Annotated in this window: 16 protein-coding genes and 1 pseudogene; 9 read left to right on the top strand and 8 right to left on the bottom strand. The window is 60.4% G+C overall.

Features of this window, described 5'->3' with window-relative positions; all coding sequences use genetic code 11:
* Nucleotides 1–12: 12 nt before the first annotated feature.
* Genes P6U16_RS19965 through P6U16_RS19980 form a run of 4 tightly spaced genes read left to right on the top strand, consistent with a single transcriptional unit; the run spans nucleotide 13 to nucleotide 2,489 of the window.
* Entirely contained in the window at nucleotides 13–825 is an 813-nt protein-coding gene (locus P6U16_RS19965; protein ID WP_277701921.1) for a hypothetical protein, read from the top strand.
* Nucleotides 822–1,472, top strand: a complete 651-nt coding sequence (gene nthA, locus P6U16_RS19970) for a nitrile hydratase subunit alpha (protein WP_277701922.1) — start codon at nucleotides 822–824, stop codon at nucleotides 1,470–1,472. Before P6U16_RS19965 ends, nthA begins: the two co-directional genes overlap by 4 nt.
* Nucleotides 1,472–2,131, top strand: a complete 660-nt coding sequence (nthB, locus tag P6U16_RS19975) for a nitrile hydratase subunit beta (protein WP_277701923.1) — start codon at nucleotides 1,472–1,474, stop codon at nucleotides 2,129–2,131. Before nthA ends, nthB begins: the two co-directional genes overlap by 1 nt.
* Nucleotides 2,118–2,489: a nitrile hydratase accessory protein gene (locus P6U16_RS19980; RefSeq protein WP_277701924.1), complete on the top strand. Its 372-nt coding sequence runs from the start codon at nucleotides 2,118–2,120 to the stop codon at nucleotides 2,487–2,489. The genes nthB and P6U16_RS19980 overlap by 14 nt, the downstream gene beginning before the upstream one ends.
* A gap of 28 nt (nucleotides 2,490–2,517) precedes the next feature.
* Here the strand turns inward: P6U16_RS19980 and P6U16_RS19985 are convergent.
* Nucleotides 2,518–3,614 (bottom strand): annotated as a pseudogene (locus P6U16_RS19985) (AbrB family transcriptional regulator).
* Between the two features lie 230 nt (nucleotides 3,615–3,844).
* On the opposite strand from P6U16_RS19985, the gene P6U16_RS19990 reads away from it, so the two are divergent.
* Both P6U16_RS19990 and P6U16_RS19995 read left to right on the top strand, forming a co-directional pair.
* Entirely contained in the window at nucleotides 3,845–4,972 is a 1,128-nt protein-coding gene (locus P6U16_RS19990) for an ATP-dependent RecD-like DNA helicase (protein ID WP_277701925.1), read from the top strand.
* Nucleotides 4,973–5,106: 134 nt separating this feature from the next.
* A complete protein-coding gene (locus P6U16_RS19995; protein WP_277701926.1) occupies nucleotides 5,107–5,544 on the top strand; it encodes a VOC family protein in 438 nt (145 codons plus the stop codon).
* Between the two features lie 53 nt (nucleotides 5,545–5,597).
* Here the strand turns inward: P6U16_RS19995 and P6U16_RS20000 are convergent, their stop codons facing one another.
* The 4 genes from P6U16_RS20000 to P6U16_RS20015 form a co-directional block, all read right to left on the bottom strand.
* Entirely contained in the window at nucleotides 5,598–7,421 is a 1,824-nt protein-coding gene (locus P6U16_RS20000; RefSeq protein WP_277701927.1) for a methyl-accepting chemotaxis protein, read from the bottom strand.
* Between the two features lie 195 nt (nucleotides 7,422–7,616).
* Nucleotides 7,617–8,288, bottom strand: a complete 672-nt coding sequence (locus tag P6U16_RS20005) for a MerR family transcriptional regulator (RefSeq protein WP_277701928.1) — start codon at nucleotides 8,286–8,288, stop codon at nucleotides 7,617–7,619.
* A 517-nt stretch (nucleotides 8,289–8,805) separates the two neighbouring features.
* Nucleotides 8,806–9,258, bottom strand: coding sequence for a hypothetical protein (locus tag P6U16_RS20010; protein ID WP_277701929.1), 453 nt, complete (start codon nucleotides 9,256–9,258; stop codon nucleotides 8,806–8,808).
* Nucleotides 9,255–9,833, bottom strand: a complete 579-nt coding sequence (locus P6U16_RS20015; RefSeq protein ID WP_277701930.1) for a hypothetical protein — start codon at nucleotides 9,831–9,833, stop codon at nucleotides 9,255–9,257. The genes P6U16_RS20010 and P6U16_RS20015 overlap by 4 nt, the downstream gene beginning before the upstream one ends.
* Nucleotides 9,834–10,179: 346 nt before the next feature.
* Between P6U16_RS20015 and P6U16_RS20020 the strand changes: the two genes are divergently transcribed.
* A complete protein-coding gene (locus tag P6U16_RS20020; RefSeq protein ID WP_277701931.1) occupies nucleotides 10,180–10,932 on the top strand; it encodes a pyridoxine 5'-phosphate synthase in 753 nt (250 codons plus the stop codon).
* Nucleotides 10,933–10,973: 41 nt separating this feature from the next.
* Here P6U16_RS20020 and P6U16_RS20025 read toward each other — a convergent pair whose 3' ends face one another.
* The 3 genes from P6U16_RS20025 to P6U16_RS20035 form a co-directional block, all read right to left on the bottom strand.
* Entirely contained in the window at nucleotides 10,974–11,375 is a 402-nt protein-coding gene (locus P6U16_RS20025; protein WP_277701932.1) for a DUF1398 family protein, read from the bottom strand.
* Nucleotides 11,376–11,418: 43 nt separating this feature from the next.
* Entirely contained in the window at nucleotides 11,419–11,871 is a 453-nt protein-coding gene (locus P6U16_RS20030) for a MarR family transcriptional regulator (protein ID WP_277701933.1), read from the bottom strand.
* Nucleotides 11,872–12,085: 214 nt separating this feature from the next.
* On the bottom strand, nucleotides 12,086–12,970 hold the full coding sequence (locus tag P6U16_RS20035; protein ID WP_277701934.1) for an NmrA family NAD(P)-binding protein: 885 nt from the start codon (nucleotides 12,968–12,970) through the stop codon (nucleotides 12,086–12,088).
* 159 nt (nucleotides 12,971–13,129) lie between these two features.
* Here P6U16_RS20035 and P6U16_RS20040 point away from each other — a divergent pair, with 159 nt between their 5' ends.
* Complete coding sequence (locus P6U16_RS20040) at nucleotides 13,130–13,537, top strand: helix-turn-helix domain-containing protein (RefSeq protein WP_277701935.1); 408 nt, start codon at nucleotides 13,130–13,132, stop codon at nucleotides 13,535–13,537.
* 4 nt (nucleotides 13,538–13,541) lie between these two features.
* Nucleotides 13,542–14,234 carry an FAD-dependent monooxygenase gene (locus P6U16_RS28445; protein ID WP_349017666.1) on the top strand — a complete coding sequence of 231 codons (693 nt, stop codon included), beginning with the start codon at nucleotides 13,542–13,544 and terminating at the stop codon, nucleotides 14,232–14,234.
* Nucleotides 14,235–14,283 lie beyond the last annotated feature (49 nt).

Raw genomic sequence — 14,283 nt, forward strand, 5'->3', positions numbered from 1 at the left:
GGACTGAAAAGCATGCCGGGTTTCATCCTATCGATTTTCATGGGGCTTCTGTTCGTCACCGGCGCGCTGGCCATCGTCTTCAGCTGTTATGCACTTGCGCGTAAAGTGTTGGCGCCGGGTGCCGAGGGGGACAGAACCCATGATGCGGCCAACACGATCGCCGTGCGCATCGCTGCCCTGCATGGGCTTATTCTCGCTCTCGTCTATGCGCAGGAACTCGACGACTACAAAGGCATCCGCAACAACCTGATGGAAGAATCGGTTGCCATCGCCGATGTCTACAATGACGCGAAACGCCATGGCGGCCCGCTGGTGGTGCCGGTTCAGGAGGGGCTTGCACGCTACCTGATATTGGTTGTCGGCGAGGAATGGCAGATGCTCGGCCATCACCAGGGCCTGTCGCCAAAAGTATGGGCGGAATGGAACGGGGTCTACAACCGGCTTCTGGACCTGACGCCGACGACGGATCGGGAACGTTACCTGATCGAGCGCATGCGCAACCGCGTGACCGAGATCGCCCGCTTCCGGCAGATCCGCGAGCAGACCGCCGGCGGTGGGTTCAGCGGCCTGTTCTGGGCGCCGGCGCTGATTGGCCTCGCCCTTCTGGCGGTGCCCTTTTATGTCTATCGGCCGTCGCGAACGCATATGATGCTGCTGTCGATCTTCGGCGCATATTCCGGCATCATCCTGTTCTTCATCTTCGCCTTCTCAAATCCATTCACGCAGCCCGGCAAGCTCGAGCCGCGTCCCTTCCTGCACCTTCTGGAGGGCAACATCGGTAAGAGCCTGCCAGCCGGACAACCGCTAACCGAGCCCGGCTCATGAAGAGCACCGAGGAAACCATGCAACACGACGATCACCATCATCATCACGGCGACCATGACAACCACTTTTCGGAGATGCAGGCGCGGGTGAAGGCGCTGGAAACGGTGCTGACCCAGAAGGGGCTGATCGACCCGGCGGCGATCGACGCGATCGTTGAGACCTACGAGACGAAGATCGGGCCGCGCAATGGCGCCCGCATTGTCGCAAAATCCTGGACGGAGCCGGATTTCGCCGATTGGCTGAAGGCTGACGCGACGGCGGCGATCGCCAGTCTCGGCTATTCCGGACGGCAGGGCGAGCATATGCGGGCGGTGTTCAATACGCCCGATACGCACAATCTGATCGTCTGCACGCTGTGCTCCTGCTACCCATGGGCAGTGCTCGGCCTGCCGCCGGTCTGGTACAAGGCGCCGCCTTACCGGGCGCGTGCCGTGATCGATCCGCGTGGTGTGCTTGCCGAATTCGGCGTGGTGCTGCCGGAAACGACGAAGATCCGCGTCTGGGATTCGACGGCGGAACTGCGCTATCTCGTCATCCCCGAACGGCCAAGCGGCACGGAAGGTTTCGATGCCGAGCGCCTCGCAGATCTGGTGACCCGCGATGCGATGATCGGCACGGGGCTCGTGCGGCTGCCGGAGGCTGTGTGATGAACGGTCCCCACGATCTTGGCGGTCAGCATGGCATGGGGCCGGTTGCTCCGGAAAAAGACGAACCGATCTTTCACGCCGAATGGGAAAAGCGGGCGCTCGGGGTGACGCTGTCCTGCGGCGCCTTCGGGGCCTGGACGATCGACGAAAGCCGGCATGCCCGCGAAAACCTTGCGCCTGCGACCTATCTGTCGGCAAGCTATTACGAGGTCTGGACCCGGGCGCTGGAGACGCTTCTGCAGCGGCATGGTTTCGTTTCGGCAGCCGAGCTTTCTGCTGGGCAGATGCTCAACAAGGGTACGGAGCCAAAGCGAACCCTGACGGCGGAAATGGTACCGGCCGTTCTTGCCAAGGGTGGACCCTGCGACCGGCCACTGGACGCACCGCAGGCTTTTGCGGTGGGCGACCGGGTGCGCACGAAGAACTTCAATCCCGAGACGCACACCCGCCTGCCGCGCTATGCAAGAGCCAAACGGGGGATCGTCGAGGCGGTGCAGGGGACTTACGTCTTTCCTGACGATAATGCCCATGGCAAGGGCGAAAATCCGCAATGGGTCTATACGGTGGTGTTCGATGCCAAGGAAATCTGGGGCGAGGGCGCCGATCCATCGCTGACCGTCTCGATTGACGCCTGGGAGAGCTATCTTGAACACGCATGACGCAAAACCGTCGCTTACGTTGTCGCCAGGCCTGCCGAAATCGCGCGAGGGTGAACCGGCCTTTGCCGAGCCCTGGCAGGCGGAAGCCTTTGCCATGACGGTGCATCTGCATGAAAAGGGCGTGTTTTCCTGGAGCGAATGGGCGGAGGTTCTGTCGCAGGAACTTTACCGGCCGGGGCGCCGCGCTGATGCGAGCGACTATTACGATTGCTGGGTCGCTGCCCTGTCGCGTCTGGTCACGGAACTGTCGATCACATCTGCAGCCCAGCTCGACGGCTTGACCAAGCAATGGCAGCAGGCGGCGGAAGCCACGCCGCACGGTCAGCCGATCCGGCTGGAGAATGCGGCAAAACGCTAGGCTCCTGCCCTTTATGCCGCAAAACTCGCTACAGATGCATGTCCGGCTTTTCATGACCGCCGGCCTTGCGGGCGACGAAGCGGGCAAGCGAGGGGCCGCAGGCCATGATGATCAGCAGGCGGGCGGTTTGCAGCGCCATGACGAAGGAGACATCGACATTGCTGGAGGCGGCGATGATGGCGACGGAATCCATGCCGCCGGGACTGGTCGCGAGATAGGCCGTCAGCGCATCGACGCCGGCAAATTGCGTGAGGAGAAACGCGAGAAAACCGCAAAAGGCCATGAGAAAAAGATCGACAGGACGATCGGCAACAGCGCGCGGCGGGCATGGGCGAGGATCGGCCGCGTAAAACCAAGCCCGATGTTCCAGCCGAGCATGGCGTAACTTAGCGCCAGCAGCCATTCGGGCAGTTCGATCGTCAGATATCCCGTGGTGCTCAAGACCGTGCCGGCCACGAAGGGCACGAGGAAGATGCCGGCCGGGATGCGCAAAAACCGCCCGACGACGGCCCCTATGGTCGCCACGGCGAGTGTCTTTGCGAAAGCTGCCGCGTCGATGGCGCCGAACCAGACGATCGCAGACGCTGCGGTGTCGCCATCGACCCAGAGATGGGCGACGATCGAGGCTGCGGCGGCGACGCAGACCACGCGAAGATATTGCATGAAGGCGACGAGCCTGATATCGGCCCCGAAAGCATCCGCCATGACAAGCATGGAGCTTGCGGCTCCGGCGGACGTGCCCCAGATCGCCGTGGTGCCGGGCAGGATGTTGAGGCGGCTCAGCGTCCAGCCGGAGAGCGTGCTCATCGCGATGACGGACAGGACTAGACTGAGAAACAGCGGCCAATTGCCCAGAAAGGTCGAGAAGATGCCACCGTCAATGGCACCGGCAACCATCATGCCGATCATCGCCTGGGCGCAGAGATAAAGCGGCCGGGGCAGGCGGATGGTACCGCCTTTGATGCCGACGATCGCAGCAGAGACCATCGGGCCTATCAGGAGGGCGGCCGGCAGTCCGAGCTGTTCCAGAAGAATGGAAAGGCCGAGCGACAAGGCGAGCAGGATGGTCCATTGCGCAATGGGAGGCTTGCGGCCGATGCCTGATGCGATGGGGGACGGCGGCACTTCGGGTGGGGCAGGCGTCACGTAGGTTCTTTCGGTCGGATCGGCGCGCGGTAGTTTCGACGGCAGTGCTAACACGTGGGACAGCCGGACGATACGCGCCATCTGTGGCGGATTCTGGCTGTTCCGGGTGGAATTTCAATCACCCGGAACAGGGAAGAGAGTTTCCGGAATCACGGCCGTTATGTGGCTCGGGGCGACAGGCCGGTGCAGAATCGGGCAATAGATCGGAGATGGAATTTGCACCGCAACAGGACGAGGCCCTCAAGGCCGTTTCGCGCTGGCTGAAGGAAGGCCGCTCGCCACTTTTTCGGCTGTTCGGCTATGCCGGCACCGGCAAGACGACGCTGGCCCGGCATTTTGCCGAGCATGTCGAGGGCGAAGTGCTGTTTGCCGCCTTTACCGGCAAGGCGGCTCAGGTGCTGCGCTCCAAGGGGGCGACGAATGCCCGGACGATCCATTCGCTGATTTATCGCCCACGCGGCGAGGAGGAAGTCTCCGACGAGGAAACCGGCAAGACCTCGGTATCGCCGATGTTCTCGATCAACCGGCAGAGCCCCGTTGCCAAGGCAGCCCTGATCGTCGTCGATGAATGCTCGATGGTGGACGAGGCGCTCGGCAAGGACCTGATGAGTTTTGGCACGCCGATCCTCGTGCTCGGCGATCCCGGTCAGTTGCCGCCGGTCTCCGGTGGCGGCTATTTTACCAATGAGGAGCCGGACTATCTGCTGACGGATATCCACCGGCAGGCGCGCGATAATCCGATCATCCAGCTTGCCATGCATGTGCGCGAGGGCAAGGAGATCATGCACGGCGACTGGGGCACCGCGCAGGTGATTTCCAAGAACGAAGTGACGCAAAGCCTCGTGCTGGACGCGGACCAGGTTCTGGTCGGAACGAACAAGACGCGGCGGCGCTACAATATGCGGCTGCGCGAACTGAAAGGTTTTGCGACAGAATACCCGCAATCCGGCGACAAGCTCGTATGCCTGCGCAACGATCCGGCCAAGGGCCTGCTCAACGGCTCGCTCTGGCAGGTGATGACCTCGTCCAAGGAAACGGTGAAGCCCGGCATCAATCTGATGATCCGTCCTGAGGACGACGACATGGATCGTGGTGCTGCCAAGATCAAGCTGCTCAAGAGCGCATTCGAGAATGTCGAGGGTGAAATTCCCTGGGCGACGCGCAAGCGCTATGACGAATTCGACTATGGCTATGCGCTGACCGTTCACAAAGCGCAGGGGTCGCAATGGAACAATGTGGTTCTTTTCGATGAGAGTTGGGCCTTCCGCGACACCCGCGAACGCTGGCTCTATACCGCGATCACGCGGGCGGCCGAGACGCTGACGATCGTGCGCTAACCGGCGTTTGCAGACATGGGAGCGCATTCGATTTGAATGTCGGTGTTTCCGCGTGCACTCTCGCGGGAGAATGCCAATACGATTGAACCCGGATCGTCATTGAACATCAATGGCGGAAAACACAGGCGCTTCCCATGGCAACTCCATTCACCCTTGTCGGCATTGATCACGTCGTGCTTCTGATCGACGATATGGATCGTGCGCTCAAATTCTATTTCGACGTCATGGGCTGCGTGCCGGGTTATTCCTACCCGGCGCTCGGAATGGAACAGGTCTGGTGCGGATCGTCGCTGATCGTCTTGTGGGACACAACCCATCCCGGCGCACAAAAGGCGGTGCCTCCTGTCGCCGGTGGCCGCAATGTCGATCACATCTGTATTGCCACCAGCCCTTTCGATCACGACGCGCTGCGGACGCATCTGGCAAGCCATGGGGTCGAAATCCTGCAGGAGGCTTTCCACGGCGGTGCCCGCGGCATGGGGCATTCGTTCTATATCCATGATCCTTTTGGAACCAAAATCGAGATCAAGGGCCCCGGCGAATATCCCGATGGGCGCGATCTGTCCCGGTAGACCGATCCTGCCGGGCCAGAAGGTCCGGCAGTTCGGGTGGCCACCCCTGCCGTTCAGCTGGCGCGGCGCATTGATGTCTGGTCGCTATGCGCGGCGTTGTTCGAGATCCGGAAGCTGCGGATCAGGTTCAACAGATCTTCCGTGTCGCTCGCCAGAAGTTCGGCGGATGCGGTCGTTTCCTCGGCCATGGCAGCGTTCTGCTGGGTTGCGACGTCGAGCTGGTTGACCGTGCTGGAGATGCTACGCAGCGTTGTGTCCTGTTCTGACGCGCTGTGGGCGATCTTGCTGACGATGTCGTTAGCGCTCTTGATCTGGGCCGATATGCGCTTCAGTGCTTCACCGGCCTCACCGACAAGACGCACGCCCGACGCTACCTGTCCGGATGAGCGGGCGATTTGCACTTTGATTTCCTTGGCGGCAGCAGCAGAGCGCTGGGCGAGTTCACGGACTTCCTGGGCGACCACGGCAAAGCCCTTGCCGGATTCTCCGGCCCGTGCCGCCTCGACCCCTGCGTTCAGGGCCAGAAGGTTGGTCTGGAAGGCGATTTCGTCGATGACGCCGATGATCTTGCCGATTTCGTCAGAAGAGCTTTCGATGCCGCCCATGGCCTGGATTGCCTGTTCCACGATTTCGTCGCTGTGGCTTGCTTCTCCGCTCACTGAGGTCACGCGTTTGGCCGCGTCGTGCGCCCCTTCGGCCGTCTGCCGCACGGCCACGGCGAGTTGGTCGAGGGCTGCCGATGCTTCCTCGAGGTTTGCGGCCTGCATTTCCGTGCGTTTTGCCAATTCGCCGGAAGCGCGGCGGATTTCTTCCTTGCTGCCGCTAATGTCTGCGCCCTTCATATTGACCCGCGACATCGCAGCCTCAAGGCCGGACAGCGCCGTGTTGAAGTTGTCGCGCAGGGTTGCGTAGCTGGGGCCAAGATCGGCGCAACGTACGGTCAGGTCGCCTTGGGCCAAGCCCTCGAGCGTCACGCCGATCGTGGCGACAACGCGGGCTTGCAAGGCGGCTTCCGCCTGCTGTGCCTGGACGTTCTGCTGGCGCTCGGCGTTGATTTCCTCGTCCTGCTCCTTCTGGCGTCTGGCCAGAGCGTGACGATCTCTGATCTTGTCCTGAAGCGAGAGCGTGGCCTTCGCCATCATGCCGACTTCGTTGCTAAGATCGGTGTGTGGGATGGTGCGGTTCACATCCTCGTCCGCCACGGCTTCCAAGGCACTGTGAATGGCTGCGAGCGGCCCGGTGATTCCACGAATGACATAGAAGGCGGCGGCAGTGCCAAGCAGGAGAACGACCAGCCCCGCCGATACGGCCTTCCAGATCGTCGCATTCACCTGGGCGTCCAGATCGTCGATATAGAGGCCCGTGACGACGACGACTTTCCAGGGATCGAAGGCAAGGGCATAGGCGCTCTTGCGGAACAACGCGTCTTCCTTCGCGCCCGGCTTGGGGCCGTAGAAATCCGTACGGCCGCCACCCTGCTGTCCCAGCTTCACCAGTTCTTCGCGATACAGGTGACCCGTCGGATCCGGCTTGTTCTTCAGGTTTTGGCCGACCTTCTTCTTGTCGAAGTGGAACATCATATTGACGTCATAGTCATAGCCGAAGAAATAGCCGTCGGGATTGTATTTCATGCCGTTGATGAGAGCGAAAGCCTCTGCTTTTGCCTGTTCCTGCGTCAGGGTTCCAGCCAGTTCGCGCTCGCGAAACTGTTTCAGGATCGAGACGGCGGTTTCGGTCTCGGTCCTCAGCATCTCATAGCGCTCGTTGTACAGCGCTGCTGTCGAGGCGGCAATCTGGAAATACACAGTTGTTGCGAACATGCCGATAAGGGCGAGGACCAGAAGGATGAGCTGGCGTGAAATCTTGAGGTTTCTCATGTTTGTCTCGCACGGTTCGGCAGCGGGCAGGCTGGCTGCTCGAAATAAAACGCTAAAATACAGGGGTAAAAAGGGCGCAAAAGCGCTGGCGGAAATCATTCCCGCCCCCAGTAAGCCGGAAGATGCTTAATATTTTATTTTAGGCGAAAGTAATTTTCGCGGTTGTTTCACTATTGCGGCTTGGCAGTAGTCTACTCAGTCTGTTGCCACGTGACCGAGCAGAACAGCCTTGGCGACCGCCTGAAAGCGGTTGTGGCCGTTGAACTTGCGGATGATATCGGATTCCAAGGTCAGCACGGCCGTAATGTCCATGTCCATCAGAACGGCTATGCGGTGTGCCGGATAGCCTTCCGCCATGAACCCGAGACATTTGAGCTCGATGGGCGAAAGATGGATGCACGGTGCCGGCAGGGCCCGCTCGCTGTCGCCTTCTGCTGCGGATTCGAGCAATTCGCTGATGCGTTGCATCTGGCGGCGCAATATGGATTGCTGGGCGCCAAGTTCGCGTTTGCGGGCATGCAGCGCTGTTTCGAACATCTGATCAGCTTCGGATTGATCTGATGTGCCGGACAGGGTGTCCATGAGCTCCTGGATGGCGGAGATCGGCATGTCGATCTCGCGACAGGCATTGATGACGGCCATGCGCCTGACGTCGTCTGCATCATAGACGCGCATCGGTCCGACGCGCTTGGCCGACAGCAGGCCCTTTTCCTCGTAAAAATGCAAGGTTCGATGCGTGACGCCGAAGGCATCGGCCATGTCGGCAATGGCGACCTGGTTTTCCGCGATCGTACCGGGAAGGGGAAGATGCGGCAGAAAACCCGTGCTTTGTTGGTCCTTGCGGACGGCCATGATCTTGTCTTGCATGCTTTCCAATGCCCCCGATTGCAGTATGCCTGCGGCCGTCGGATGGAAACCGATGTCCGTGCAGGATCAGCAAACAGGGCTGTCCCGACGGCTTGTTCTGAAAAATTCCAGAATCCTGCCTGCCCCCGATAGTGCACTCCGGTCCTTAACGGAAACGCTGAACATTGTGCTTGCCTGATGAGCAACCAGGCCGATCCTCCCGACTTACAGCTTCACGGTATACGCGCGCCACATATTTTAAAAGTCCGTAATATTGGGGATAAAAACCCGCATTTTACGACGGTTTCGCCGAAAAATACCAGATTTTCCGGCGATTTCTCATATTTTTGGTAAAACTATACTGTGGAGGGAAACTTAACCTACCGGTCGAGAATGCCAGGTAGTGCGCTGGCGCTGATCACGAAGGTAAGGCCCTTGCGATGGGCCGGCGACAGCTGTTCCTGGCAGGTATTTGCGACCTGGAACGTCTCTTTTGTCTGAATCCGGCGATATGCATCGGTGCTGACCATGCAGTTCATCAAACTGCTCTGGATGTTTTTTCTGTCGCGAAGCGAAAGATGTCGCCGCGCACGGATAGAATACGGGAGACGAGGGACACGCTTTCGAAGAGAATATCGGTCTCGTCCGTCAGACGTGCTTCGCCGATCATCTCGGTCATGAGTTTCTCGCCGGATTTGTCGTTCACGAGCGTAACGATCAATGCCGAAGGCGATACCTGTTGCGAGACCTCAATCGTGAACAACAGCGGTGAGAGCGTCTGATTGTCCGTCACCCGCTTCATCGGACCGCTCGTCTTTTCGATCGTGTTATAGTTCGTGGAGGCCTCGCGCACCGCATTGGCGAATTCGGTAGCCTTTCCAGCCGCGGGCCAGGTGGACCGGACCGTCAGGCGGGGCAAGGCGTGAGAAATTCTCTGAGGCGCGTGAATGATGGCGGAAAGTGTCGCATTCGCTTCGATATTGCCGGTCATACCGGGGAGGTCAGCGGAGCAAGGAGAAGCAGCGGCAGGACCGATAGGAGGGAAAGGGGTGAGGATAGTGGCGCGGGCAGCCAAGCCGGCGCTTTGTTCGTCGGTCTTTTGGGAGCACTGGCGGAACGCACTTCAACGGTCGAGGGGGCCGGTATGGACACGGATTGTGCCTCGCGCTCGGAAGCGGCAGTCCACGGCTCGTCTTGAGGCTGGCGCTGATATTCAAGAACCTGCCGATGATATTCGGGAACATAGGTTCCTTTTGGAATAATGATCTTCCATTTTTCACTTCTGCCTTCGCCGGCGTAATAGGCGTCGAGCAGTTTGCGAAGTTTACCTGCGTGAACCCGCACGAGGGGATCGCTGTCGGCATTGAACGCCTGGGGACGCCCGAACACGTCGATGCCGATGGTATAGCCCTTCAACTGTTGGCCGGCGCCCTCCAACTCCTTGGTGACGACATAGCGGAAGAAGGCCCGCAGGCGCTCGGAGCGGGCAAATATCGCGCTGGAGACGATGCGGTCCAACAAGTACCGGATCGTCTCATCGCAGGGTCTCTCGGCCTGTACGGTCATTGGCTTTTCATGCCGTTCATAGAAGGCTTATCCCAATAAGATCTCGATCCGCGCATTTATGCAGACGAAAATTCGTTTAAAAGCTTACGCAAGAGGCGCGTGGACTCTGCAGTTTGGCGAAAACCAGCGGCTACGAAGGTGCCTCTCACCCAATTGAGTCGCCATTAAAACGGATTTTCCAGCCCTTGTCAGGTGCGATGCTCATTAAACTTGAGTATTACAGGATATATTGAATCATAACTTTTCGTCGATTTTGCGACCGCCATAGTGCGCTTCGATTGCGGGTCTGCGGACGAAGCGTTAGAAGTAGCGCGGCACCTGTCGCCGTCCGATTGAAAGCTACGAAATGCCGACGAAACTGTCTGTGAACCTGAATGCAATCGCCATGCTTCGCAATCGGCGCGATCTGCCCTGGCCATCCGTCACCGATCTTGGCCGGATTGCGCTTGAGGCGGGTGCAAGCGGGCTGACGGTTCATCCGCGCCCGGACCAGCGCCATATCCGCTTTTCCGATCTGCAGCCGATCCGCAACCTGATCGATGATGAATTTGCCTCGACCGAATTCAACATGGAAGGGTTTCCCAACCCAGAATTTCTCGATCTGGTCGATGCGCACCAGCCGGAGCAGGTGACACTGGTGCCTGATGATCCGGCACAGGCGACATCCGACCATGGCTGGGATTTCCGCAAGAACCACAACCTGCTCGGCGATGTCGTCGGTCGCCTGAAGAAAAAGGGCTTTCGCGTGTCCCTGTTTGCAGATGGCGAGCCGGATGAAGAGGCGCTCACGCTTGCCCGTGAGACGGGTGCCGACCGCATCGAGCTTTATACCGGCCCCTATGGCGGCTGTTATGACGATCCGGCTGCGGCCTTGCGGATTGCCGAGCAGCTTGGGCAGACGGCGGATATCGCCATCCGGCTCGGCCTCGAGGTGAATGCGGGCCATGACCTGACGGTCGCGAACCTGCCGGCGCTCGTGGCGCGCATTCCGACGCTGGCCGAGGTCTCGATCGGCCACGGCCTGACCGCGGACGCCCTGCAATACGGCATGGCGGAGACCGTTCGCCGCTTCTGCCGGGCCTGCGGGCAGGATATCTGATAGCAGCCGGCAAAGCGGATCGTAGTGCCGGCTCTACGTCATCATTTGGGAAAGTGTTCGACATGGGTCTCGGCTGTGCGGCCGAAATAGACGACGCGCCGGCCGAGAAACGAGACGACATAGCCCGCGCAGCCTGCCGCCTTCACCTTCTCGCAGAAGGCCTGATAGCTGTAGTCCTGGCCATTCGCCTGCGCCCCGCGTACCAGTGCCTCAACTTGCGCCGCGTCGAAAGCGCTGGCGACGGAGCCAAGGGAGGCGGGCATATCCAGCATGACGCTGTCGCCATCCGGCAGATAGTAGGTCTGCGTATTCCGGCGATAATCCACGATGTAGCCCTCGAAGCCGGTCGTGATGAGCCTGCCGACGATTTCGGGGAAGCTGAGGCTGGCATCACGCGCCGCGTTCAGGCAAGTCTGGGCAATGGCAATCCGGTCCGCGTCCATGGGCGGTTTCCTTTCCTGTGGGAATGTCCGAAAATTCGATGTTTCAGTCCGTCGGTGCAGTCTTCAACCCGCGCTTTTCAGCAAGCGCCCGCAGGATACGGTCGAGCATTTCGTGCTCTTGACTTGTGAGGAGGCCAAAATAGTCGGCGTCGTTCTGATCGGCGAGCCTTGCCAAAACCGGTAACTTGGCTCGACCCGCTGAGGTGAGGGATAGGCTATGGGCACGCTTGTCCTTGGTGTTGTCTGCTCGATCGATCAGTCCTTTGGACAGGAGCCGGTCGGCGAGCTTGCTGATTGCGCCCTTGGTCATACCCATTCTCTCGGCAAGAGCTGACGGCGCCATAGCCTCGACATCGTAGAGCGCCCGCATGAATGCCCATTCCGCCACGGTCACACCTTCTTCCGCGACTTTGCGCGCGAATTCCTGCGATACGGCATTCGAGACCATGCGCATCCAGTAGCCTGTATGGTCGGTGAGATCTGAGACGGGTGGCATGGAAGGTCCTTATCGTTGACTAGGAAACTAGTACGACTTAGTTTCCTAGTCAACAATCTCATTGCTTGTATCTCCGTCACCGCATTGCGGCACGCCATTGACGGATGACTTTTGCAACACATGAAAAAACCGCCTGCAGCACTGCCACAGGCGGTTCGATGTTTTTGCCGTTACTGCAGGCTCCCTGATTGACGAGCCCACCTGGAAAGAGACGTTATCCGGCCAGCGCTGCCTTGTTGGCTTCGAGGAAGCTCGCAAGCGTCGTCAGCGGCTTACCGGAGAGCGTGATGGCGTCGTTGGTGACCATGCTGATGTGGCCTTCACGCGTATTGGCGTCGAAGGAAACAATGACCGGGATCATGAAGCCCGGAAGGCCGGCCGCTTCGAGACCGCCGGCGAGCTGTTCGTCGGTGATCTGGATGACCTGTAGCGGCTTGCCGGTGGCAGCCGTAACCAGGCCGGCGATTTCGTCCGTCGTATGGGCCGTGGCGCCCGTCAGCGTATAGGTCTTGCTGTCTGTGGCGGTGGAGGCAAGGGCGGCTGCCGCTGCAGCTGCGATGTCGGCGCGGGCGATATGGGCGAGCGTGCCTTCGCCCGTGCTGGTGAACCACTGGCCGGTCGACAGGGCATGCGGCAGCGACAGGAAGAGGTTCTCCATGTACCAGCCATTGCGCAGGATCGTGTAGGGAATGCCGGTTTCCTTGATGGCGGTCTCGGTGCCGAGGTGGTCCGGGGCAAAGGGGATGACCGAGGTGTCCGGGTTCGCCATCGATGTGTAGAGGATATGCTTGGCACCGGCCTTCTTGGCGGCGGCAACAGCAGCTAGGTGCTGGCGCAGGCGCTTGCCCGGCTCGTCCACCGCATCGGTGGAGATCAACAGGATGCGGTCGGCCCCTGCAAAGGCGGCGTCGAGCGACGCCGCGTCATCGAAATCGGCCTTGCGCGTCTGCACGCCCTTGGCGGCATAATCGGCGAGCTTTGCGGTATCGCGGCTCAGCGCGATGATGCGCGCGGGCTCCGTGCCGGACGCCAGGAGATTGTCGAGCACGAGGCGGCCGAGCTGGCCGGCGGCGCCGGTGACGAGAAGAGTGTCGGGCATTGCAAATTTCCTTTGGTTTTCGAGCGAACGAAGAGTGTTGTTTCCGTGTCCGCTTCGAGATATGGTTCCGAAATGAGACCTGCTCTTATTTCGTCATCTCCGGATGATTGTAAAGGAGGCAGTATTTTCTGCGGAAGTTACCCGGAAGGAACCGACCCCATGAACAAGATTGCCGGCAAGGTGGATGGCGAACAGGTCATAGTCGTGATGGGGCAGGTGTTTTCCCGATCCGACTGCCCGGTGCGTGACGTGATCGACAATATCGGCGGCAAATGGAACACGCTGATGATTCTGGCGCTTGCCGAGGGACCGATGCGCTTTTCCGCGCTCCGGCGGCTGATCCCCGATATCTCACAGCGCATGCTGACGCAGACCCTGCGCGATCTGCAACGCGACGGCTACATCGACCGGAGGGTGTTTCCGACCCAGCCGCCGAGCGTCGAATACCGGCTTTCGCCGCTGGGCACGTCGTTTTTGACCTTGCTCCGGAAACTGGTCGATTGGTCGGTGGAAAACCATACCGCCATAAGAGAGGCACGGGCCGTTTACGACGCGAAAGAAATCTAGCCCGATGAAATCCTTGCATATCGGCATCGCCGGTGCCGGCCCCGCGGGGCTTGCGGCTGCCCTGTATCTCTCGCGCGCCGGCCATCATGTCGAAATTCTGGAGCGGTACGAGCGACCCGCACCTGTCGGCTCCGGCCTGCTGATGCAGCCAACGGGGCTGACGGTGCTGGATGATCTTGGCCTGTTCGAGAGGGTCCGGGCGCTGGGCAGCCGGATCGAGCGCCTGCACGGTGCGGATGCACGCAGCGGACGCACCGTGCTTGATGTTCGCTATGATGCGGCACCCGGCGGCCGCTACGGCCTTGCCGTGCAGCGAGCCGCCTTGTTCGACACGCTGCACGATGCCGTGCTTGTGGCCGGCATCCCGATCCGGACTGGCCTGCCGCTCGCAGGGACTGCCGCAACGGGGAGCGGCGTGGCGCTGATCGCGGCGACCGGCGACCAGGTCGGAGTATACGATCTCGTGGTTGATACGAGCGGTGCGCGCTCGCCGCTGATCGGCGGATCGGCGGTGGCGCCAAAGGTGCGCGACCTTTCCTACGGCGCCTTCTGGGCGACCCTCGATGGCGGCGCGGCACGTTATGACCGAACGGCGCTCTCGCAGCGCTACGACCGCGCCAAGGTGATGATCGGCGTGCTGCCGGCCGGTCGCGCGAAGCCTGGGGAGGCTGAGCGCGTTGCCTTTTCTGGAGCCTGAAGGTTGCCGATGCGGAGGAGGTCAAGGCGGCCGGTCTCGATCGCTGGAA

It is taken from the genome of Rhizobium sp. 32-5/1 (genome assembly GCF_029537235.1).
Lineage (GTDB): Bacteria > Pseudomonadota > Alphaproteobacteria > Rhizobiales > Rhizobiaceae > Pararhizobium.